Origin of the sequence: uncultured Spongiibacter sp. (assembly GCF_964011655.1) — a bacterium.
Classification (GTDB): domain Bacteria; phylum Pseudomonadota; class Gammaproteobacteria; order Pseudomonadales; family Spongiibacteraceae; genus Spongiibacter; species Spongiibacter marinus.
Genome location: NZ_CAXGPO010000009.1, coordinates 32,205 through 53,583, shown reverse-complemented (window position 1 = coordinate 53,583; position 21,379 = coordinate 32,205). Strand labels below are relative to the sequence as shown.

Sequence of the window (21,379 nt, the reverse complement as noted above, 5' to 3'; positions counted from 1 at the left end):
TAATAGATTGCTGTAAAAAAATATCCCAATATGTGTGGGTAAATTGTTTCTTATCTTATTGCTTTATAATGGAAAAATTGTTTTATCCTCGAAATTTATCGTGCTTATTGTGATTTCTTACCGGATACAAGGGAAAGACAGTTACACCATGCTCGATATCCTGATGAACCTGCAAAAGAGCGCACCGGTCTCCTTCGAGTTGATCGCGGTGAATATGGACCAGAAGCAGCCGGGCTTCCCTGAGCATGTTCTTCCCGAATACCTCGAGACGCTGGGTATCGAGTACTACATCGTTAACAAAGACACCTACTCAATCGTCAAAGAGAAAATCCCCGAGGGCAAGACCACCTGTGGGTTGTGTTCGCGACTCCGGCGGGGAACGCTATACGGCTTTGCCGAGCAAATTGGCGCCACGAAAATCGCACTCGGACACCACAAAGACGATATCGTACAGACGCTGTTTTTGAATATGTTCTATGGCTCCCGGATGGCTGCGATGCCGCCAAAGCTACTGTCTGACGACAAGCGCAATGTCATTATTCGCCCGCTGGCGTATTGCCGGGAGGCGGATATCGAACGCTTTTCAACCTATAAAGCGTTCCCCATCATTCCCTGCAACCTCTGTGGTTCGCAAGAAAATCTGCAGCGCCAGAATATCCGCAAGATGCTTCTGGAGTGGGAAAAGCAGGATGGTAGCCGTATAGAGAAAATTTTCTCAGCAATGCAAAACATTGCTCCCTCACAGCTCGCAGATCGCGACTTGTTTGACTTTGCCAACCTCAATATTGACCGCTCTGCCGAGCGCGAGGCTCACCCCTTTGACGCCGCCCAGAGCATTGATGCGGGTGGCCCTCAGTCTCTGCCTTTTGTCGAAGTGCGGCTGTAAGCTCAGCTGGCCTAAAACCTGCATCACAGTCAGTGTAGGCAGTAACTAGTCGCGTAAGTCATTGATAACCAATGTATATGCGCAGGTGCTGCTGTCAATAATTTGACGAAACGGGTTTGAGTGGCTTTGAAAATCAGCGCTGTCAAAAAAATGACTGTTAGTGGAGGGGCTAGCCAATGGCAATAGCCCCGCGCGTGCTGATTACATTCCAGTTTTTCCTGCTGGTCGCATTGCTCGGCGGCGCAGCTGTCGCGGCGCTGCTCAGGCAGGCGGAGTGGCTCAGTGTGAGCCTGTTGTCCGGCGGCGCAAGCCTCGCCGTTGCGCTATTTATACAGCTTATGTCGCAGCCAGCGACCAAACCCCGAGTCAAAAAACATAAACGGGTCGACTACGGTGTTCATTTGCGTTTGCTGCGCACCACCGCTGAGGATGAACCAGCGCGTGTCGCGGCGGTGATTGATCACTGGCTGGACGGGCAAACCTCACAGTGCTCCCCCGAGCAAGCCGCCATGGTGCTAATGGCCCTGGAGGCGAAGGTTGCCGCAAGCGTGATGCGCGAATTCAGCCCGGAACGAATTCAAGCATTGACCAGCTACATGGCCACCCTGGCAACGCCGGATGCCGGGCAGCTAGCGCAATTACTGGCACGCTTTAACGACGATATGCTGCAGTTTTCCCTGGTGCGGCCCAGCCAGGCAGAAGATATTCGCGATTTGCTTGAGGAGGCCCTCGGTGAAGAGCGGGCGGCCCTAGTGAAAAGCAACCTGGCACTGCAGGGGCAGTCGCAGCAGATCGCTAAATTAAAGTGGTTGGCGGCAGATACCATAGCGGACATGCTTCGCAGGGAGCATCCGCAAATACAGGCCGTACTGATCGCCTGTTTGGAGCCGGCGCAGGGGGCGGCTGTTATTACCTGTTTTGACCCCCAGCGACGCAGGGAGTTACTCAGCCGCTTGGCGTCGCTGGAGTCCCTGTCGACCGCTGCGTTGGCGGAATTGGATTGGTTGATTGAAGAATACTTGAACGCGCGTGGCCACAGTGGCCGCCGTTTAACCGGGGAAAGCCTGGCAGCCGCGCTGCTTAATGAGCTGGATGTTGCCGATGAAAGTGCGTTATTGGAGGGCTTGAGGGAGCATCGCCCAGGCCTGGCCGAGCGTGTTGAAGACCAGATGTTTGGCTTTGATCAGTTGCAGCGCTTGACGGAGGCCGATATGAAAAATCTGGTATCTCAGCTCAACCCGCAGACCGCGCTGCGTGCGCTTGAAGGCGCCACCGGTGAATTACGTGCGGCATTGCAAAATGCGCTGCAGAGTCAGCACCCTGAAGAGCGTCTGCTTGGGCAGCCCTCTAACGGCGAAGTAGAGCTCGCCAAACAGGAGCTTGTTGCCGCCGCTAAACGGCTGGCAGGTGTTGGCGAGATCGTGCTCGACAGTCGCAAATTATCACTTGGAAACTAACTAGCTTATTGGCTTTTGCAGGGATAGCTATGACAACAATTGACCAGCAACAATACGACGAACTTCGGCGGGTTATGGGCAGCGATATCGGTGTGTTGGTCGCGAGTTTTGAGCGCGATTGTCAGCAGCGTATCGCTGATGCGCAAGACGCCTTCGCCGCCAGCGACTTTGAGCGGCTGCGACGCATTGCGCACACCTTAAAAGGGGGGGCATTAGGGATGGCTGCATTGGCTTTGGCTGAGGAGTGCAAGTGCCTGGAGGGTGCCGCAAAGGACACAGATTCCGCGGCGGCAAACCTGGCGCTTCGGCGTGTTGAGGAACATTTTGCAACAACACTTCGGGTACTCAGGGAGCGTTGTTAAGTGCGCGTCATTTTTTTGACTAACACAGGCTGGTGGTGGCCGAGGGGGCAGAAGCAGCGATGAAGGATTTGCTTTCTCAAGCAGAGATAGACGCGCTACTGGCCGCCGTGAAGGACGAGCCAGCAGTTCCCGGCATCGAGCCCAAGCCCAGCTATGCCCAGTTTGATCTGGCCAGTCGGCAGCAACCGAAGGCACGTCGCCTGCCGGGTTTAGAGCAACTGAGTAAGCGCTTTGCCGAACATTTTCGCAGTAGTTTGCTCGACGTGCTGGGGCAGGACGTTGATGTCAGCCTGCTGGAGCTACAATTCTCGCCCTACGCGGAATATCTTCACTCGCTGTATATCCCCTCAAGTATGAATTTAATGCGCGTCGAGCCGCTACTGGGTACGGCGATGATGGTCTTTGATGCGCGCTTGGTCTTTCGCTTAGTGGAAATCTACTTCGGCGGCAGTGAGGCCCAGGGTGTGCCGGATGGTCGCGATTTTAGCCCCTCCGAGCGGCGGCTGATCGGCAAGCTCCTCAGCCGCGCTCACGCTGACTTTGAAGAGGCGTGCAAGCCTGTTGCCGCACTGCAGTGTAAGCCGATGGGCACCGAGTTGAATCCCTCGCTGGCCAATATCGTTGGCGCGGCGGACACCGTTGTGGTTTGCCGTTTTCAATTGGATGCCGAGGGCGGCGGCGGTGGCGAGCTGCATATGTGTTTTCCTCTGGCAATGCTCGAGCCCTTGCGAGAGAGTCTCTCCCAGAGTGAGTTGGCGCAGAGCCGGGCACCCGACCCGCAGTGGCAAGGCGCCATGCAGCGCGCCGTGCTGGATACGCCACTGCCTACCCGCTGCGTGTTGGCAGATAAGGCGATGACACTGGGGCAGGTCGCCAATTTAAAAGTGGGGGATGTGCTGAGCTTGGGGAGTTGTCAGCAAGCCGAAATTCGGGCATCCGGCGTATCGCTGCTCAAGGCCAGTGTCGGTATGAGCAAGGGGCAGTTGGCGTTAAAAATAAAAGGGCGCGCATAGCGTATAAGGAGTGAGGCAATGACAGAGCCAGAAAACCTGCGGCGAGAGCGTGAGATGCTGCGCCAACAAATAGAAGCGGAAGAGGGAGAGTCGTCTGGAGCATCTGACCTGCTGGGGCAGGCCCGACTTCGAGAGCGCACAGCGGCGGCGCCGGACCTCGATATGGTGATGGACATTCCCGTGCGCGTCACGCTGGAGGTGGGTGGCAGTGACATGGCCATCCGCGACCTGTTGCAGTTGCAGCAGGGCGCGGTGGTGGAGTTGGATCGTCAAGCAGGCGAGCCGCTGGATGTCCTCGTCAATGGCCGACTGATTGCGCGGGGAGAGGTGGTGGTGGTTGATGACAAACTTGGTATTCGGCTGACCGAGGTTGTGAGTGCCACCGAACGCTTACAGTCGCTGCGATAGCTTATGAATAAACTGGTATTTGTTATTCCCGATGCATCCGCACTGTCTGCGCTGGAATGTTGGGCGCAGATGCAGCGTGAGCAGGGCACGCACTGGCGCCTGAGGTTGTGGGCGAGGGACGAGGCGCGTTCTCCGGCAGCGTCGTTGCCACATCTCAATGAGCTGCAGCTGAGTGATATTCCTGGGCTCAGCTGGCGTGGTGCAGTCTGGGCCGCTGTCATGTCAGCGGTGTTGATTACCGTACTCTGGCCATACAGCCGCGAGCTCTCCGAGGCGATGCAGGCAGTGGTTCGCTACGCCCTGCCCAGCGCGTTGATTTTCTTTGGGCTTTGGCTGGGCGGCTTACTCGGCACCATGCGCGTAAATCCCGTGTATGAGGCATACCGGGAAGCGTGGTCGACCGCCAGCGGCCTGGTATTTGTTGATTGCCCCACATTGCATCAGCGACTGCTTAGGCGCGAGCTGGCCCAAATCGGATTGCGATACCTCGATACCCGGCACCGCTATCTTGGTAGCTATCGATACCCGCAAAACACCCTTGCCGGGAGACGCGCTTTATGACGGTTCAGGTTATTGGGGTAAGCGGCGGCAAAGGCGGTGTAGGAAAAACCAATGTCGCTATCAATACCGCTGTGGCGCTGGCGCACCAGGGTAAGCGCGTGGCGATTCTCGACGCCGACTTTGGCTTGGCTAACGTTGATGTTTTGTTGTCGCTGTCGGCCCCGCAGACTATTGAGCAGGTCCTTAGTGGTGAGTGTTCGCTGGAAGACGCAATGATTAGCGGGCCGTCTGGTGTGCGCATAATCCCGGCATCCTCCGGCGCACGGCAGCTGACTCGCCTGAGTGAGTTACAGCATGCCGGTGTGATCCGGGCATTCAGTGACCTGGCCTCGCAGCTGGACGTATTGATCGTCGACACGGCAGCGGGGATCACCGACACCGTTTTAACCTTTACCAACGCCTGCCAGGAGGTGCTGGTGGTGGTTTGTAATGAGCCCTCGTCACTGACCGACGCCTATGCGCTGATCAAATTATTGAATCGTGATTTTGGCCGCCAACGTTTCCGCATTCTGGCCAACATGGTTAGCGACGAAGATGAGGGGCGCCGCTTGGTTCAAAAGCTGGCAGGTGTCTGCGAGCAGTTTTTAACAGTCAGTCTCATCTACAGCGGCAGCATTCCATTTGACCCGGCATTGAGAGAGGCGGTGAAAAAGCAACAGCCAGTGGTCGATTATGCCCCGAGTGCGCCGGCCTCGCGGGCGTTCCGGGACTTGGCAATGCGGGTGAGCGATTGGCCTCTGCCGCGCAAGCCGTCGGGCCAGCTTGCGTTTTTCCTAGAGAACCTGATTCAGCAGCCCGTTGGAATGGAGGCGCCGCATGAGTGATGAGCGCTCCCCCGATCCTTTTGCCAGCAGTGATGTCGGTAGCGACTCGCCCGCCCGGGGGGCGTCGTCCTTGCGCGATATCAGAATTCTGGTGGTCGAGGATTTCGCCACCATGCGTCGTGTGATGCGCAATTTGCTCAACGATCTGGGTTATGCGCGCATTAGTGAAGCTGATGATGGCAGCGTGGCATTGCCGATGCTTCACAACCAACACTTCGACTTAGTGATTACCGATCTGTTGATGCCTGAAATGGGAGGCTTGGAGCTGTTGCGGGTTATTCGCGCCGATAGTGCCCTGAGGCATATACCGGTGATGATCGTCACGGCTGATGCGCAGCGGGAAAAAATCCTCGCCGCTGCGCAGGCTGGGGTGGATGCCTACATCGTTAAGCCGTTTACGGCGGCAATGCTGGAAAGCAAAATTCGTGAGCTGTTTTGCACGAATACGTCGAAAACATGACCATTTGATTACAAAATTGGCCCTTTGTGACCGGGCCAACAGTGTTACTGCAAGACTTTGCGCATAATTGCCAGCCATTACAAATCCGGATTCGCTGATCCAGCTGGCCTGAGATCAATAACAATAGAGTGCATACTGTGGACGCAAACGAACACGAAGGTATCCTGGCGATATTTTTGGCGGAAGCCGAAGATATTGTTAAGGGCTTGTTTGCGCAGCTGGAAGAGCTGCAGTACGGCTATGATGGTCAGCGAATACTGGATGATATCCACCGTGGCTTTCACACCCTCTATGGCGGTGCTGCGGTCCTGGAACTGGCCGAGCTAACCGAGTGTGCGCGTTTAAGTGAACGCGTAATGGATAGGCTCAGAACGCGGCGTATTGCCCTCAGCCCGAGTCTGGTGTCGCTGATTATCGGTGCGACAAGCGCGATTGAAGTGATGTTGAGCCGGCTGATTAATCACCAAACCGTTAATCGAATTCCCGATGAACTCAGAGGACGCCTGCTGAAGGCTGCAGGGCAGGCTGGTGACGAGTCGAAAGCGAAGCCCGAAGCGCCCGCGCCGCGTAGTGGCGATGCCTTACTGGATGTATTTTTCGACGCGGCTGCAGGGGGGCGGTCATCGGCGGCGAACCCACGGCCTGCCGCCACCTCTGGTCGCGCGCCGCAATCCGATGCAAAATTGAACACCTTGCTGGATAGCCTGTATAGCCCAGCGACTTCGGTGGTGGACAAGGAATTGAAATCGGCACCCGCGGCGGCGCGTGTCAGCGAGCCGCAAATCAGTGACCTCGTCAGCGAATTGGCCTGGGTGCGCAATCGCTTGATGGGATTTCGAGGTGAGAGTGAGGGCGACAAGCTGAATAAGGCGTTAGCCTACCTCGACCTCGTGACCCAGGATATGGAGCGCTGGCTACAGCGCCATCAATCCGGCGGTCAGTAACCGCCACCTCGTAGTGGGTGCACTCACCGGCCTGTCAGCGAGGCTTTTGCCGCTGCGACAAATTGCCGCGCCAGATTCCGGGCGCGGATTTCAATGTTATTTCGTATATACTTACCCGCGTTTTAAATCGGACTGCCGCCATGCGGTGGCCTTTAGCAGCGAGAGTGAGTTTGTCGTCACCAGACCTCAAGTTACACAACCTATACAGCGAGCGAGATGAGCGCGTGTTGTTTGCGGGCCTGTCGCTGTCTGTTAGCGCTGGAGACGTTGTGCAACTGGCCGGCCCCAATGGCAGTGGCAAGACCACGTTGCTAAAGATTCTCGCCGGTTTGTCGTCACGCTACGAGGGCGACATTCACTGGCGGGGTGAGAATTTGATCACCCAACGCGAAGACTTTCGGCAGCACAGCTTGTATCTGGGGCACGGCAGCGGTATCAAAGCGCAGCTGACCGCCCTGGAAAACCTGCGTTGGAGTTGTGCGGTGCGGGGGCAGCATGTTGCCGACACCGATTTGCATCGCGCCCTGACGACAGTGGGGCTGGGCGACTTTATTCAGCAGCCCTGCTACAGCTTGTCAGCGGGTCAGCAGCGACGTGTAAATCTGGCGCGACTATTTTGCTGCCCGGCCCGGCTTTGGTTATTGGATGAGCCTTTCACCGCTATAGATCAGCGCGGTGTCGCGGAAATAGAGCAGTGGATCTGCGACTTTGCCGATAACGGGGGAATGGTGTTGTTAACCACCCACCATCCGCTGTCGTTGCCCCGTCCATTGCGCCGTATAGAGCTGGGGAGGGCGTCGTGATCCCGATGGGCACTGGTGCGGTGATGTTTGCCGTGTTGCGACGCGACTTGCAGGCTGCGCTGCGACGCGGTAGCGAGTGGAGCAACCCCCTGCTGTTTTTCTTAATGGTTTGCAGTTTGTTTCCGCTGGGTATCGGCCCCGAGCGACAGCAATTGGCCGTGTTAGCGCCGGGCATTATCTGGGTGGTGGCCTTGCTGGCGTCAATGATGGCAACAGATGGCCTGTTCCGCGGAGACTACGACGACGCGACTTTGGAACAGCTGTTGTTGAGCCCGCTACCGCTGTACCCCCTGGTGCTGGCGAAGACCTTCGGTCACTGGCTGGTCAGTGGTTTGCCGCTGAGCCTGTTGTCGCCCTTGTTGGCAACCATCCTGCAGTTGCCCTCTGGGGGGCTTGTTGTACTGATGGTTAGCCTGTTGCTTGGCACGGCGGTATTGAGTTTTATCGGTGCGATTGGCGCCGCCTTGACGGTCGGTTTGCGCAAGGGTGGACTATTGCTGTCGTTGATTGTCTTACCCCTGTATATTCCGGTGTTGATTTTTGGCAGTGCAGCGGTGAAAAGCGCCATCGATGGCATGGCATATCTGCCGCCGCTGGCGGTGTTGGCGGCGCTGTTGATGACAGCCCTCGCGCTGGCGCCGCTGGCCATTGGGGGCGCCCTGCGCATTAGCGTGGATCAGTAAGTATTGGTTTGAATTAAGGAAAGACTGGCTTTGGCAAATTGGCAATGGTTTCACAAATGGGGCTCCCCACGCTGGTTTTACCAATTTAGCGGGCGCCTGTTGCCTTGGTTGGCGATTCCCGCCTTGCTATTGCTTGTTGGGGGCTGTGTGTGGGGGCTCGCCTTTGTACCCGCTGATTTTAAGCAGGGTAATAGTTTTCGCATTATCTACATCCACGTTCCCGCCGCCGCCGTTGCGATGGGCGGCTATATGCTGATGGCAACCGCGGCCGCAGTACATTTGATATGGCGTATGAAGCTGGCGGCCATTGTCATGAAATCCGCGGCGCCGATTGGCGCGGCACTGACGTTTCTTGCGCTGTTGACTGGCGCTGTGTGGGGGAAACCCACCTGGGGAACATGGTGGGTGTGGGACGCCCGCATCACGTCCGTATTGATTCTGTTTTTCCTGTATCTGGGGCTGATCGCCCTGCATCAAGCTTTTGAAAACCGCGACGCCGCTGCGCGCGCTTGCGCGGTGCTGGCAATTGTTGGGGCGGTGAACATCCCGATCATCTACTGGTCTGTCGAGTGGTGGTATAGCCTGCACCAGCCTGCCAGCATCAAGTTTGTCGGTGAATCAACAATTCACCCGACGATGTTGCGCCCGTTGATGGCAACGCTCAGCGGTATGTATCTGTTTTTTGGCTGGGTACTGTTGCTGTTCGTTCGCGCCGAAATTATTGAGCGAGAGAAAAATACCCGTTGGGTGCAAGCGTTGGTGAGCGGCAAGTAAGGGAGAGGTAATAGTGGTATTTGCAAATCTTCAACAGCTTTGGCAAATGGATGGTCACGGCCCTTACGTGTGGTTCAGTTTTGCCGCCAGTGCGATCGTGCTGGTTGCTCTGGTATTTGAATCGCGGCGTCGCGGTCGCAATGCGCGGGCGCTAGCGGCGGCAGCGGCCCGCCGTCGTCAGGCTGAAAATCAGTTTTAAATTATTGCTACGGAGGCTGTAATGGCCATGCACCCCCTGCGTAAACAGCGCCTTGGAATCGTCGTGTTTATTTTACTTGCCAGTGCGGCAGCGGCGGCGTTCTTGGGTTACGCCTTGCGAGAGAACATTAACCTGTTTTACCCACCTGCCGATATTGTCGCGGGCAAAGCGCCGGTCGACAAAAAGATTCGCGCTGGCGGGATGGTGGAAGAGGGCTCCGTGGAGCGTGCCACTGACAGCCTGAAAGTTCGCTTTCGCGTGACGGATTACAGTGCCAGCGTAGCGGTGGCCTATGAAGGGATCTTGCCTGATCTCTTCGCCGAGGGCGAAGGCGTGGTGGTTACCGGTCGGCTTGCTGAAGACGGGGTGTTTTACGCGGATGAAGTGCTGGCCAAACACGACGAAAATTATATGCCGCCGGAAGTCAGCGAAGCCCTGGAAAAATCTGCGCAGTCACGTGCCGAGGAGGCGACAGCAGGCAAGGAGTACAACGGCTCGTGATTATTGAACTGGGGCACTTCTCGCTCATTCTTGGTTTTGCTTTTGCGCTGTTATTAGCGGTTGTTCCCATGTTGGGTGTCTGGCGTGGAGACCGGCGCGCAATGGCTGCAGGCGCGACCCTGGCGTGGGGGCAGTGTCTGTTCACCACGCTGGCCATAAGCGCTCTGTTTTACGCTTTTCTCAGCGATGATTTCTCCGTCAATATTGTGGCGCTGCAGTCCAACTCTCAATTACCCGTCGCGTATAAATTCAGTGCGCTGTGGGGTGGTCACGAGGGCTCCTTGTTATTGTGGTTGGAGATTCTGACCCTGTGGACCGTTGCCGTGGCGGTGTTTTCCAAGCAACTCCCCTTGGATATTTTGGCGAGAGTGCTGTCGGTCATGGGCATGGTTGCCATTGGCTTCTTCGGCTTTGCCCTGTTTACCTCGAACCCGTTTGCGCGCAACCTTCTGAATACCCCTGCAGATGGCCAAGACCTCAACCCCCTGCTGCAAGACCCTGGCATGGTCATTCACCCACCGATGCTCTACATCGGCTATGTGGGCTTTTCCGTGGCGTTCGCCTTTGCCATCGCAGCCTTACTCAGCGGGCGTATGGATGCCAGCTGGGCGCGGTGGTCACGACCCTGGACCAATATCGCGTGGTTGTTCTTAACCATTGGTATCACACTGGGTAGCTGGTGGGCCTACTACGAACTTGGCTGGGGTGGCTGGTGGTTTTGGGATCCAGTCGAAAATGCCTCTTTCATGCCTTGGCTCGTAGGCATCGCGTTGATCCATTCCTTGGCGGTCACAGAGAAACGGGGCATTTTTAAGTCCTGGACACTGTTACTGGCGATTTTTGCCTTCTCGTTGAGTTTGCTCGGCACCTTCCTGGTCCGCTCCGGGGTGCTGACGTCGGTGCACGCCTTTGCGGCAGACCCCACCCGAGGAATGTTTATTCTGGCTTTTCTCGTTGTCGTGGTTGGCGGCTCGTTAACTCTGTATGCCTTAAAGGCGCCGTCGCAACATAGTGCCAAGCCATTCGAGTTGCTATCGCGAGAAGCGCTGCTGCTGGCAAATAATATTTTGCTGGTGGTTGCCGCATTGACCGTGCTGCTCGGCACGCTGTTCCCCCTCATTATGGATTTTGCCGGCCTGGGTAAATACTCGGTGGGGCCGCCGTATTTCAATGCTTTGTTTGTACCCATTACCTGCTTGCTGGCGCTGCTGGTGGGTATTGGCCCCAGTTCGCAGTGGAAACGCAGTAATACCCAGCGCTGGATGAGTGCGATGCTTGCGGCGTTGTTGGCCTCAATGCTGTTAGGAGTAGCGGTGCCGTGGCTGTACGGCGGCGAATTTCATTTCGCTGCCAGTGCCGGGGCCTTGCTATTTGTATGGATTGTCGCGACGACACTGATTAATTTGCGCGATAAGACCCGCAATGCGTCGAATGTTGTCGCGGGTTTGCGACGCCTGACACCGTCTTACTACGGCATGCTTGTGGCCCACCTCGGGCTGGCCTTGGCCCTTATCGGCGTGGGTATGGTGACCAGCTTTCAAGACGAACGCGACCTGCGTATGAATGTGGGAGAGAGTACCGAAACCGCCTTTGGCTATCGGGTTGTTTTCGACGACCTTCAGGCCATTAATGGCCCTAACTATCAGGGGCAGCAGGGGCGTTTTAGTTTGTATGACGGTGACACGCTACTGGCGCAGTTAACGCCCGAGAAGCGCCGCTACCACGCCCGCGCATCGCAGGTGATGACCGAGGCGGCGATCGATGCCGGCGTGCTGCGCGATGTGTACATCGCGCTTGGCGAGCCTGTTGCCGAGCGCGCTTGGGCGGTCAGAATACATATTAAACCCTTTGTGCGTTGGATCTGGTTGGGGGGCATCCTCATGGCTTTGGGTGGTTTGTTAGCGATTTGCGATAAGCGCTACCGGGGAAAAATTACTGGTGGTTCGAGGGGGAAAGCGTGAGCAGGATTAAACTATTTTTGCCGCTGATTATCTTTTTAGTGCTGGTGGCCATTTTCTTCGGCGTGCAGCGCCGAGTGCAAACCGGCGACTACAGCCCCACGGCGCTGCCATCGGCATTGCTCAATAAGCCCTTTCCGGAGTTCTCTTTGCCAACCCTGCAAGGTGAGTCGCTCAGCCGGGCAGAGCTTCCAAAACAGTGGTTGCTGGTCAACGTATGGGCAACGTGGTGCCCGACCTGTCATTACGAGCACCCCTTCCTGGTGGAATTAGCGGAGCGCGGCGTGCCAATTTTGGGCGTTGACTACAAGGATCGACGCGAGCCCGCCCTGAAGTGGTTGGCGGAAAAGGGCGACCCCTACTTTGCAACGGTATTTGATGAGCAGGGCACTTTAGGTTTGGATTTGGGGGTGACCGGTGCACCGGAAACCTACCTCGTCGACGCCGAGGGCATTGTGCGCTTCCGTTATCAGGGCGCACTGGATCAAAAAGTCTGGGATGAGCAGTTCGCGCCCATGCTCAGCTCACTGGAGGAGGCGTCGCCGTGAACCACCGCGTGTTGCTCCTCGCACTGCTGCTTTTGGCGTTGCCGTCCTGGGCGGTTATTGAAACCTACCAGTTCGATACCGATTTGCAGCGCCAGCGCTACAATGCCTTTATCGAAGAGCTGCGCTGCCCAAAGTGTCAAAACCAAAATTTGTCTGGTTCCGATTCGGCAATCTCTCAGGATCTTCGTCGGCAGTTACACGCCATGATCATGGCCGGCAAGTCAGACATTGAAATTACCCAATACATGGTTGATCGCTACGGCGACTTCATTTTGTATCGGCCGCGGTTTAATGCCGCGACGGCGGTTCTCTGGTTGTTGCCGGTGGGCTTGCTGCTCGGTGGCTTGGCAATCTGGGCGCTGATGGCGTCGCGGCGAACCCGCCGCGTGCCGATTCAGCCACTCGATGATCACGACCGCGCTGCGCTCGACTCGTTGCTCAGCGACGAAGAAAAGCCTTCTGAACGCTCTGGGGGTAATTCATGAGTCCACTTGTACTCGGTGTTATCTTGCTATTGGCGCTAGCCATGGGCCTGTGCTTGCTGGCGTTTCGTTCGCGCCGGGTGATCGGTGACGATAAAGCACAGCACCGTCAGGCGCAGCGCGATTTTTATCGCCAGCGACAGCGTGAGCTACTCAACGACCGTGAGATGGGTTTGATCAGCGAGGAGCAAATGGCTGAGCTCAACGCTGAGCTGGACAAGCAGTTGCTGGAAGAGAATGCAGAGTTTTCGGCTCGCGCTGGAATTTCGCGCGGGCCGGTGCTTTGGCTGTCATTGCTATTGCTTCCCGCGCTTGCCCTGCCGTTGTACGACTATCTTGGCTATCGGCTGGATTATCGGCTTCTCGACGTTCAGCAGCAGTTATTTGCCGCCGACCAGCCCAGCGAAGATGATCTACATCGGTTCGAGGCGCTGGTCGATGATATTTTAGTTCGCCGGCCTGAGAACGCGGAGTTATTGATGACGATGGCATCAATACGCCGCCAGCAGGGTAATTACGCGGAGGCGGTGAAGTACTACGAGCGCCTGCTTAATTTATTTCCCCAGGATGCCGATATTCTCGCCCAGCTGGCCCAGGCGCGCTATTTATCGGCTAACCGCGTGATAGATGCGCAGACACGCAGCCTGCTTGAGCGCTCACTGGCAGTGAATCCCCAGCAGGGCACGGCTCTGGGCGTGCTCGGTATCGACGCCTTTGCTGCCGGTGACTATCTCAATGCGATCACGTACTGGCAGCGTCTTCAGATGGGGCTCGATCCGCAGACGGGCGAGGCGATGGTTATCGCCGCTGGTTTAAACGAAGCGAAGCGCCTGGCGATTGAAACCGGGGCTATTGAGGGCTTGCAGCTGAGTGTGGATATTGCGCCGGCGCTGGGTGACTTCCCAAATGGCGTGCTGTTTGTGGTTGTGCGAGAGCCCAGTGGCTCGCCTATGCCGGTTGCCGCAGTGCGGCTTCCAGTGCGGGCTGGCACGGCGGCCTTTCCGCTGACGGTGTATGTGACAGACAGTGACGTGATTCGCCAGGGCGCGACCCTCAGTGATTTTGATTCGCTGCGCGTTTCCGCCCACATTAGTGTTAAAGCGGTGGCGATGCGCAGCCCCGGTGACTGGGTGTCGGCAGCCGCCACGTTGCGTGGTGACGCCACGTCGCAGCCGGTCAGTCTGCTTATTGATCAGCTACAGCCCGCCGCACGTTGAATTTCTACTGATGTTGCCCGGTTCTCGGGCTATAATCGCGCTTTGCATACATCTGGTCCTATCCCAACGCAGGCATTCTGCGGATAACAACAAAGGGATAGGCACAAAGCTTGGTTACGGTTTTTATGCGTCTGAAAAGTATCAAACTGGCGGGTTTTAAGTCTTTTGTCGACCCCACCACAGCCCATTTTCCCAGCAACCTGTCTGCGGTTGTTGGTCCAAATGGCTGCGGAAAATCCAATATTATCGACGCGGTGCGCTGGGTCATGGGGGAGAGCTCGGCGAAAAATTTGCGCGGCGAATCGATGACGGACGTCATCTTCAACGGGTCGGTTAACCGCAAGCCCGTTGGCCAAGCCTCTATCGAACTTGTGTTTGACAACACGGCGGGAAAGTTAGGCGGCGAATATGCCCGCTATAACGAAATTGCCATTCGACGCAAAGTCACTCGCGAAGGCGCCTCAGAATACTACCTGAATGGCACCAAGTGTCGGCGCCGGGACATCACCGACATCTTTCTTGGCACCGGTCTTGGGCCGCGTAGTTATGCCATTATTGAGCAGGGCATGATTTCGCGCTTGATCGAATCGAAGCCAGAAGAACTGCGGGTGTTTATCGAAGAGGCGGCCGGTATTTCTAAGTACAAGGAGCGCCGCCGCGAGACCGAAAACCGCATGCGCAGAACGCATGAGAATCTGGAACGTTTAACAGATTTACGCGACGAGTTAGAACGACAACTACAGCACTTGCAGCGCCAGGCCGCCGCCGCTGAAAAATACACCGAATACAAAAAAGAAGAGCGTCTGTTGCGAGCGCAACTGCAGGTGTTGCAGTGGAAGGCGCTGGATGGCCAGGTCGGCGAGAAAGAGGCGGTGATACGCGAACTGGAGCTGGACCGGGAAGCGGTTGTCACCGAACAAGTATCGCTGGGCACCGCCATTGAGCAGTCGCGCGACGAGCACACTCAGCTCAATGATACCTTCAATGAGGTGCAGGGGCGCTTTTACAGTATTGGCGCCGATATCGCCCGCGTAGAACAGAGTATCCAGCATCAGCAAGAGCGCCGCAGCCAATTGGACGCTGACCTGCAGCGGCTTGAAATCAATATCCAGGAGACGGCCGGTCTGCTGGACGGTGACCGCAGTAAAATTCAGCTGTGGGAAGAGGAGCTGGCGGGCATCGAACCTGAGCTGGAAATCAGCCAGGCAGAAGAGGAGAGTGCCTCGGAGTCCTTGTTGGCAGCAGAAGATGCGATGCAGTCATGGCAGCAGCGCTGGGACGAATTCAACCAAAATGCGGCGGGGCCGCGTCAACGGGCTGAAGTGGAGCAGTCTCGCATTCAACATTTAGAGCTGAGCATGCAGCGCCTGCAGGAGCGTATTCAGAAAGCCGAAGGAGAGCGCGCCGGGCTGACTGAAGGTGACGACGGTGATCTGGAGTTATTGCAGGAACAAGCAATGGCCCTTGAGCTCGAAGGCGAGGCCTTGCAGGAACGCCACGACCAGCTGCAACCGTCAATTAGCCAATGTCGTGAGCGCATTCGTGAAACCAGTGATGAGGTGGACCGCCAACGCAGTGAAATGCAGCGTTTACGTGGGCGGATGGCATCTCTTGAAGCATTGCAGCAGGCGGCCTTAGGGCAGGGTGACAAAGCCCTTTCTGAATTGTTGCAGCAACATGGCTTGGCAGATAAGCCTATTGTCGCCGAGGCCTTGCAAGTGGAAGAGCGCTGGCAGACCGCCGTCGAAACAGTCCTTGGCGAGCAGCTGCAGTCGCTGTGTATCGACAGCCTGGAGGGTGTTCAAAGCCTGTTGTCAGAGCTTCAAGAGGGCCAGCTCTGCGTTGTTGAACAGGCGCAAAGTGGCGATGTTGGCGTGAAGGCGGATAGCCTCGCCGCGATGGTTTCCGGCTCGCCGGCGTTGCAAGGCGTGCTAGCGAATGTGAAAACGGCTGACAGTTTGGCGGACGCCCTGGCGCGTCGAACGAGCCTTGCAGCGGGTGAGTCACTGGTGACCCCGGAGGGCTTGTGGCTGGGGAGAGATTGGCTTCGCGTTCGGCGCGGAGACACGGCGCAAGGCGGCGTATTACAGCGCCAGGAAGAATTGCAAGAACTCAAAGCAGCGATAGATGAGGGCGAAGCGGCGCTAGCGGCGCTTACCGAACAGCTGGATGCAAGCCGGGAGCAGCTGAAGCAGCTGGAGGCCGATCGCGAAACGGTGCAGCGCGAGCTTCAGCAACACAGCCGGCAGCAGAGTGAATTGCGGGCGCAGTTAAGTGCTCAGCAGGCAAAGAGCGAGCAGCAGAGCCAGCGCCGCCAGCGGCTGGACAGTGATATTCACGAGTTGCGCAATCAGTTTGAGATGGAGCAGGAATCGCTGGCCGATGCACGCATGACCTTGCAGGATGCCATTGAGGCGATGGAACAAGACTCGGGGCGTCGCGAACAACTGCTTAGTGAGCGCGACAACAACCGCTCGCAGCTCGATGCCGTTCGTCAAAAAGCGCGGCAGAGCAAGGATCACGCCCACCAGCTCGCGATGCGCTATCAGTCGCTGCAAACCCAGCGCGATGCTGCTCTACAAAATATTGCCCGCACAGAGGAACAGTTAGAGCAATTGCGCGAGCGCAAAGAACAGCTCAGAGAGAACCTGGACGACAATGACTCGCCAATCGATGATTTGAAGCTGGATTTAGAGGCCCGCCTTGAGCAGCGCCTGCTTGTTGAAGAAGAGCTCAGCGCGGCGCGTCGCGCATTGGAAGAGGTAGATCAGAAGCTTCGTCAGCACGAGCAAAGACGGCACGACATCGAGCAGCGCCTGCAACAAGTCGCCAGTAAGCTCGAGGGCGCCCGGGTTGAGAATCAGGGCTTGCAGGTACGGCGCAAAGGTCTGCAGGACCAACTTCAAGAAGCACAATTTGACCTTCAGTCCGTTCTCGAAAGCTTGCCCGATGAGGCAAGCGAAGCCGCCTGGCAAGAGCAGTTAGAGGCTGTGGGCCGACGCATTGCCCGCCTGGGGCCGATTAACCTGGCGGCGATAGAGGAATACAAGCAACAGTCAGAGCGCAAAAATTATCTGGATGCACAGAACGCCGATTTAGAGGACGCGTTGGAAACGCTTGAAAATGCCATTCGCCGTATCGACAAAGAAACGCGCAACCGCTTTAAAGAAACCTTTGACCGGGTGAACAACGGCTTGCAGGAGCTTTTCCCGAAAGTGTTCGGCGGCGGTAGCGCCTATCTGGAAATGACCGGCGACGACCTATTGGATACCGGTATTTCTATCATGGCGAGGCCTCCGGGTAAGCGCAATGCGACCATTCACTTGCTCTCCGGCGGGGAAAAGGCGCTCACGGCAATTGCCTTGGTATTCTCAATCTTTCAGCTTAACCCTGCGCCATTTTGTATGTTGGATGAGGTTGACGCGCCGCTGGATGACGCCAACGTTGGCCGTTACTCTCGCATGGTGAAAGAGATGTCCCGCGACGTGCAGTTTATCTACATCAGCCACAATAAAATCGCGATGGAAATGGCCGACCAACTAATGGGGGTCACCATGCATGAGCCAGGTGTCTCACGCCTTGTGTCGGTGGATTTGGAGAAAGCGGCAGAGATGATCGCTTCCTAGATATTTCGGTGCCCGCGTGGAACAATATCGCCAAATGCGACTCGAACAGGACGAAGTCCGCGTCGAGTGTGTTGAGCGGGCCGTATAACAGGCAGATAAGGGCCGAATAATGGATCTCAGCGTAAGAGATTGGTTGATTATCATAGGGGCATTGTTGGCGATAGCCGTTTTGTTAGACGGTTTTCGCCGGATGCGCAATGAGCGTAAAGACACGCTGCGGCTCGCCTCGAAAAAGCGCCGCGAAGCTGAAGAAGAGCTGATTAATCCCGAGCTACCGGGTGAGGCAAGGGTCGTTGCGGTTCGCGAGGCGCCGAGCTTGCACCAGCGCGACGCCAGCCAAAAGCATAGGCCGCAGGCGTCCCACGACGATGACGACGTGTTGATGCGTGATTATTCCGCACCTGAAACCACACAGGGCCCTGTGGCCGAGACGCCGGTGGTGCCTGATTCAGAGCCAGCACTGGGCAAGGCATCGACAACTGAGCCCGCTATCGAACCGGACGAGGCATTTACTGATGAGGCAGTGTCTGCGCCGCGTCGGGTAGAGCGCGAGCCTGCTCCCCGCCAGTCTGAAAAACCGGCGGCGAGTGAGCCCCAGGAACTCATCGTACTGAATGTTGTTGCCGATGAGGGTAAACCCTATGCCGGGGCCGACTTATTGCAGGTGTTGTTGGCCTGCGACCTGCGCTATGGACGGATGAATATTTTCCACCGTTTTGAAAAGGCCGACGGCAGTGGTGCCGAGCAGTTCAGCGTTGCGAATTTGGTCGAGCCAGGTAATTTTGACCTGGATGCAATCGACGGTTTCTCCACCCCGGGGGTGGTTTTCTTTATGAATATGCCGGGCCCCGAAGATAGCATGCAAGCCTTCGATGCCATGTTGGAAACCGCGCGTTGTTTGGTAAAAAACCTCGGTGGTGAATTGCGAGACCAAACCCACAGTGTGGCGACGAAACAAACGTTGGAGCACTACCGGCAGATCATTCGCGATTTTGAACGCCGCCAACTCACCCTGATGTAATTTCGCTACTACGGTCTTATCAATGTCCGATGCCTCTTCCCGCGCACGCTTGGAAAGCCTGCGCGAGCAGCTTCACGAGCACAGTCACCGCTACTATGTGCTCGACGAACCCAGTATTCCCGACGCGGAGTATGACCGCTTGTTCCGCGAACTCCAGGAGCTGGAAGAGCAATATCCGGAGTGGCGTAGCGACGACTCACCAACGCGCAGGGTGGGGGGAGCACCGCTGGCGGCTTTCAGCCAGGTGCGTCATGAAACGCCAATGCTGTCGCTCGACAACGCTTTTTCAGAGCAGGAACTGCGGGATTTCGATGCGCGTATTCGCGGTCGCTTAGAAAGCGAGCATCTGCTCGGCTATGTCTGTGAACCAAAGCTCGATGGTATCGCCGTTAGCCTGTTATATGTCGACGGCGTGCTGGTTCGGGGAGCGACCCGTGGCGATGGCCAAACAGGCGAAGATATCAGTGAAAATGTCAGAACGATTCAGTCTATACCCCTGAAATTGAAAGGCGAGGGTTGGCCCTCTGAGCTGGAAGTGCGCGGCGAAATTTATATGCCCCGAGCGGGCTTTGAAAAGCTCAATAATGAGGCTCGGGAGCAGGGCAGCAAAACCTTTGTTAATCCACGCAATGCGGCAGCGGGCAGTTTGCGGCAGCTCGACAGCCGAATCACCGCCAAGCGGCCGTTGGAAATGTGCTGCTACGGCGTTGCTGTTGCCGGTGACTCGTGGTTTGAGCGCCACAGTGACGCGCTGGCGCGATTGGCCGACTGGGGGTTCCGCGTCAATGCTGAAATGGCGGTTGTTGAGGGCGTAGACGCCTGTGTGGATTACTACCATCGCTTGTTGTCTCGCCGGGACAGCCTGAGTTACGACATCGACGGCATTGTTTTCAAAGTAGACGACGTCGCGCTGCAGCAAAAACTGGGCTTTGTTTCACGGGCGCCGCGCTGGGCGATTGCACACAAATTTCCAGCGCAGGAAGAAACTACCGTTCTCCGCGATGTGGAATTTCAGGTGGGCAGAACGGGTGCGGTAACCCCGGTAGCAAAATTGGAGCCAGTATTTGTGGGCGGCGTAACGGTGAGCAATGCCACGTTGCATAACTTTGATGAAATTGATCGTCTCGGCGTAAAAATTGGCGACACGGTGGTTGTGCGCCGCGCCGGTGATGTTATTCCTCAAATCGTGCAGGTGGTATTGGCGCGCAGAGAAGCCAGCGTTAGAGACATCGCGGTGCCGGCGTGTTGCCCTGTTTGTAACAGCGAGCTCGAGCGGGCGCCCGGTGAGGCGGTATTGCGCTGCACGGGTGGGCTGGTGTGTGCGGCCCAGCGCAAAGAAGCGATTAAGCACTTTGCCAGTCGCAAGGCGATGGATATCGATGGCCTCGGCGATAAGTTAGTGGAACAGCTGGTGGATGCCGGGTTGATCGAGACCATGGCAGACCTGTATAAGCTGTCTCTCGATCAGCTCGTCGAGCTAGAGCGTATGGGTAAGAAGTCGGCGGAGAATTTATTGGCGGCGCTGACTGCCTCAAAAGATACCAGCTTTGCACGATTCTTGTATGCGCTGGGTATTCGCGAAGTGGGCGAGGCCACGGCGCTGAATTTAGCCCAGCACTTTCAAACACTAGACGCTCTGGCCGAGGCCTCTGAAGAATCGCTCTTGGAGGTTGCTGATGTGGGCCCGATCGTGGCGAGTCATATACATAGCTTTTTTGCGAGTGATCACAACCGCGCGGTGATTCGCCAACTTCGCGACTGTGGTGTTAGTTGGCCCGAGGTGGTTTCGCGCAGCGATACCGACCAGCCGCTTGCCGGGCAGACTTGGGTGTTAACGGGTAACTTAGAATCGATGACGCGTAGTCAGGCCAAGGAAAAGTTGCAGACCTTGGGGGCGAAAGTGGCGGGCAGCGTGTCCTCAAAAACTGACTGTTTGGCCGCCGGGGCGAATGCCGGCTCCAAGCTGCGCAAGGCAGAGGAACTGGGGATTTCAATAATTAACGAGGCCGAGCTGCTGGCACTGTTCGACCGGGAGAAGCTTTGATGCGCTATGTTTTCTTGGTTCTCGCACTGCTGCTATCGACGGCGTGTACGACGGCGCCCCCGCGTAACCCCGGTGATATTTGCGCGATTTTTCGCGAGAAAGACGACTGGTATGACGATGCCAGCGAGGCGTCTAAACGCTGGGACTCGCCCATTCCAGTGATGATGTCGATTATGTATCAGGAATCGCGTTTCGTGGCTGACGCCAAGCCGCCACGCAAATACTGGTTGGGCTTTATTCCTGCAGGGCGTATGTCTGACGCCTACGGCTATCCTCAGGCTAAAGATGCAACCTGGGATTGGTACAAGGATAAGTCGGGCAATTGGGGCGCCGATCGCGATGACTTTGAGGATGCCATAGACTTCATCGGCTGGTACAACAACGTGAGCCGACGCACCAATGGCATCGCCAACACCGATACCTATTCTTTGTATCTGGCTTACCATGAGGGCCACGGCGGTTTTAAACGCCGGACCTTCGCCGGCAAGCCCTGGTTACAGCGTGTTGCCGGCAAAGTGTCGGCGCGCTCGCGCAGCTACGCTGCGCAGTTGGCACGTTGCGAAGAGGACCTTAAAAAAGGCGGTTGGTTCTTCGGTCTTTTCTAAGGT

General features: G+C 56.6%; 22 protein-coding genes. All 22 read left to right on the top strand.

What is annotated here, in order from left to right; translation table 11 throughout:
• The first annotated feature begins 100 nt into the window (after positions 1 to 100).
• The 22 genes from ttcA (at position 101) to ABNS66_RS06415 (ending at position 21,376) form a co-directional block, all read left to right on the top strand.
• Entirely contained in the window at positions 101 to 886 is a 786-nt protein-coding gene (gene ttcA / locus ABNS66_RS06520; protein WP_348655274.1) for a tRNA 2-thiocytidine(32) synthetase TtcA, read from the top strand.
• A 176-nt stretch (positions 887 to 1,062) separates the two neighbouring features.
• Positions 1,063 to 2,343, top strand: coding sequence for a FliG C-terminal domain-containing protein (locus ABNS66_RS06515; RefSeq protein WP_348655273.1), 1,281 nt, complete (start codon positions 1,063 to 1,065; stop codon positions 2,341 to 2,343).
• Positions 2,344 to 2,372: 29 nt separating this feature from the next.
• Complete coding sequence (locus ABNS66_RS06510; protein WP_348655272.1) at positions 2,373 to 2,705, top strand: Hpt domain-containing protein; 333 nt, start codon at positions 2,373 to 2,375, stop codon at positions 2,703 to 2,705.
• A gap of 59 nt (positions 2,706 to 2,764) precedes the next feature.
• Positions 2,765 to 3,718, top strand: coding sequence for a flagellar motor switch protein FliM (fliM, locus tag ABNS66_RS06505; protein WP_286695743.1), 954 nt, complete (start codon positions 2,765 to 2,767; stop codon positions 3,716 to 3,718).
• A gap of 18 nt (positions 3,719 to 3,736) precedes the next feature.
• Entirely contained in the window at positions 3,737 to 4,126 is a 390-nt protein-coding gene (gene fliN / locus ABNS66_RS06500; RefSeq protein WP_204995788.1) for a flagellar motor switch protein FliN, read from the top strand.
• A gap of 3 nt (positions 4,127 to 4,129) precedes the next feature.
• Positions 4,130 to 4,687 (top strand): hypothetical protein, encoded by a 558-nt coding sequence (locus tag ABNS66_RS06495; protein WP_348655271.1) that lies wholly within the window; start codon positions 4,130 to 4,132, stop codon positions 4,685 to 4,687.
• Entirely contained in the window at positions 4,684 to 5,511 is an 828-nt protein-coding gene (locus ABNS66_RS06490) for a MinD/ParA family protein (protein ID WP_348655270.1), read from the top strand. The genes ABNS66_RS06495 and ABNS66_RS06490 overlap by 4 nt, the downstream gene beginning before the upstream one ends.
• Before the next feature lie 79 nt (positions 5,512 to 5,590).
• Complete coding sequence (locus tag ABNS66_RS06485) at positions 5,591 to 5,971, top strand: response regulator (RefSeq protein ID WP_286696198.1); 381 nt, start codon at positions 5,591 to 5,593, stop codon at positions 5,969 to 5,971.
• A gap of 137 nt (positions 5,972 to 6,108) precedes the next feature.
• On the top strand, positions 6,109 to 6,915 hold the full coding sequence (locus ABNS66_RS06480; protein ID WP_286695740.1) for an Hpt domain-containing protein: 807 nt from the start codon (positions 6,109 to 6,111) through the stop codon (positions 6,913 to 6,915).
• A 140-nt stretch (positions 6,916 to 7,055) separates the two neighbouring features.
• Positions 7,056 to 7,718, top strand: a complete 663-nt coding sequence (gene ccmA, locus ABNS66_RS06475; RefSeq protein WP_348655269.1) for a cytochrome c biogenesis heme-transporting ATPase CcmA — start codon at positions 7,056 to 7,058, stop codon at positions 7,716 to 7,718.
• Between the two features lie 5 nt (positions 7,719 to 7,723).
• Positions 7,724 to 8,401, top strand: a complete 678-nt coding sequence (gene ccmB / locus ABNS66_RS06470) for a heme exporter protein CcmB (protein WP_348655285.1) — start codon at positions 7,724 to 7,726, stop codon at positions 8,399 to 8,401.
• A 30-nt stretch (positions 8,402 to 8,431) separates the two neighbouring features.
• Positions 8,432 to 9,175 (top strand): heme ABC transporter permease, encoded by a 744-nt coding sequence (locus ABNS66_RS06465; protein WP_027873936.1) that lies wholly within the window; start codon positions 8,432 to 8,434, stop codon positions 9,173 to 9,175.
• A gap of 13 nt (positions 9,176 to 9,188) precedes the next feature.
• Complete coding sequence (gene ccmD / locus ABNS66_RS06460) at positions 9,189 to 9,374, top strand: heme exporter protein CcmD (RefSeq protein WP_348655268.1); 186 nt, start codon at positions 9,189 to 9,191, stop codon at positions 9,372 to 9,374.
• Between the two features lie 27 nt (positions 9,375 to 9,401).
• Complete coding sequence (gene ccmE / locus ABNS66_RS06455) at positions 9,402 to 9,875, top strand: cytochrome c maturation protein CcmE (protein ID WP_204996043.1); 474 nt, start codon at positions 9,402 to 9,404, stop codon at positions 9,873 to 9,875.
• A complete protein-coding gene (locus ABNS66_RS06450) occupies positions 9,872 to 11,836 on the top strand; it encodes a heme lyase CcmF/NrfE family subunit (RefSeq protein ID WP_348655267.1) in 1,965 nt (654 codons plus the stop codon). Before ccmE ends, ABNS66_RS06450 begins: the two co-directional genes overlap by 4 nt.
• Positions 11,833 to 12,381 (top strand): DsbE family thiol:disulfide interchange protein, encoded by a 549-nt coding sequence (locus tag ABNS66_RS06445; RefSeq protein WP_204995781.1) that lies wholly within the window; start codon positions 11,833 to 11,835, stop codon positions 12,379 to 12,381. The genes ABNS66_RS06450 and ABNS66_RS06445 overlap by 4 nt, the downstream gene beginning before the upstream one ends.
• Positions 12,378 to 12,866, top strand: a complete 489-nt coding sequence (locus ABNS66_RS06440; RefSeq protein WP_204995780.1) for a cytochrome c-type biogenesis protein — start codon at positions 12,378 to 12,380, stop codon at positions 12,864 to 12,866. Before ABNS66_RS06445 ends, ABNS66_RS06440 begins: the two co-directional genes overlap by 4 nt.
• The gene (ccmI, locus tag ABNS66_RS06435; protein WP_348655266.1) at positions 12,863 to 14,080 is read left to right on the top strand and encodes a c-type cytochrome biogenesis protein CcmI; all 1,218 of its coding nucleotides are present in this window, start codon (positions 12,863 to 12,865) and stop codon (positions 14,078 to 14,080) included. Before ABNS66_RS06440 ends, ccmI begins: the two co-directional genes overlap by 4 nt.
• 125 nt (positions 14,081 to 14,205) lie before the next feature.
• Complete coding sequence (gene smc / locus ABNS66_RS06430; RefSeq protein ID WP_348655265.1) at positions 14,206 to 17,706, top strand: chromosome segregation protein SMC; 3,501 nt, start codon at positions 14,206 to 14,208, stop codon at positions 17,704 to 17,706.
• 109 nt (positions 17,707 to 17,815) lie between these two features.
• Complete coding sequence (gene zipA / locus ABNS66_RS06425; RefSeq protein ID WP_348655264.1) at positions 17,816 to 18,727, top strand: cell division protein ZipA; 912 nt, start codon at positions 17,816 to 17,818, stop codon at positions 18,725 to 18,727.
• A gap of 22 nt (positions 18,728 to 18,749) precedes the next feature.
• Positions 18,750 to 20,771, top strand: a complete 2,022-nt coding sequence (gene ligA, locus ABNS66_RS06420; protein ID WP_348655263.1) for an NAD-dependent DNA ligase LigA — start codon at positions 18,750 to 18,752, stop codon at positions 20,769 to 20,771.
• Positions 20,771 to 21,376: a transglycosylase SLT domain-containing protein gene (locus ABNS66_RS06415; protein WP_027873927.1), complete on the top strand. Its 606-nt coding sequence runs from the start codon at positions 20,771 to 20,773 to the stop codon at positions 21,374 to 21,376. The genes ligA and ABNS66_RS06415 overlap by 1 nt, the downstream gene beginning before the upstream one ends.
• Positions 21,377 to 21,379 lie beyond the last annotated feature (3 nt).

Bases quoted from the DNA above. Each gene is read 5' to 3' on its own strand.
- ABNS66_RS06515 (WP_348655273.1), top strand. From the start codon at position 1,063: ATGGCAATAGCCCCGCGCGTGCTGATTACATTCCAGTTTTTCCTGCTG.
- ABNS66_RS06510 (WP_348655272.1), top strand. From the start codon at position 2,373: ATGACAACAATTGACCAGCAACAATACGACGAACTTCGGCGGGTTATG.
- fliM (WP_286695743.1), top strand. From the start codon at position 2,765: ATGAAGGATTTGCTTTCTCAAGCAGAGATAGACGCGCTACTGGCCGCC.
- fliN (WP_204995788.1), top strand. From the start codon at position 3,737: ATGACAGAGCCAGAAAACCTGCGGCGAGAGCGTGAGATGCTGCGCCAA.
- ABNS66_RS06495 (WP_348655271.1), top strand. From the start codon at position 4,130: ATGAATAAACTGGTATTTGTTATTCCCGATGCATCCGCACTGTCTGCG.
- ABNS66_RS06490 (WP_348655270.1), top strand. From the start codon at position 4,684: ATGACGGTTCAGGTTATTGGGGTAAGCGGCGGCAAAGGCGGTGTAGGA.
- ccmA (WP_348655269.1), top strand. From the start codon at position 7,056: ATGCGGTGGCCTTTAGCAGCGAGAGTGAGTTTGTCGTCACCAGACCTC.
- ccmB (WP_348655285.1), top strand. From the start codon at position 7,724: ATGGGCACTGGTGCGGTGATGTTTGCCGTGTTGCGACGCGACTTGCAG.
- ccmE (WP_204996043.1), top strand. From the start codon at position 9,402: ATGCACCCCCTGCGTAAACAGCGCCTTGGAATCGTCGTGTTTATTTTA.
- ccmI (WP_348655266.1), top strand. From the start codon at position 12,863: ATGAGTCCACTTGTACTCGGTGTTATCTTGCTATTGGCGCTAGCCATG.
- smc (WP_348655265.1), top strand. From the start codon at position 14,206: ATGCGTCTGAAAAGTATCAAACTGGCGGGTTTTAAGTCTTTTGTCGAC.
- zipA (WP_348655264.1), top strand. From the start codon at position 17,816: ATGGATCTCAGCGTAAGAGATTGGTTGATTATCATAGGGGCATTGTTG.
- ligA (WP_348655263.1), top strand. From the start codon at position 18,750: ATGTCCGATGCCTCTTCCCGCGCACGCTTGGAAAGCCTGCGCGAGCAG.
- ABNS66_RS06415 (WP_027873927.1), top strand. From the start codon at position 20,771: ATGCGCTATGTTTTCTTGGTTCTCGCACTGCTGCTATCGACGGCGTGT.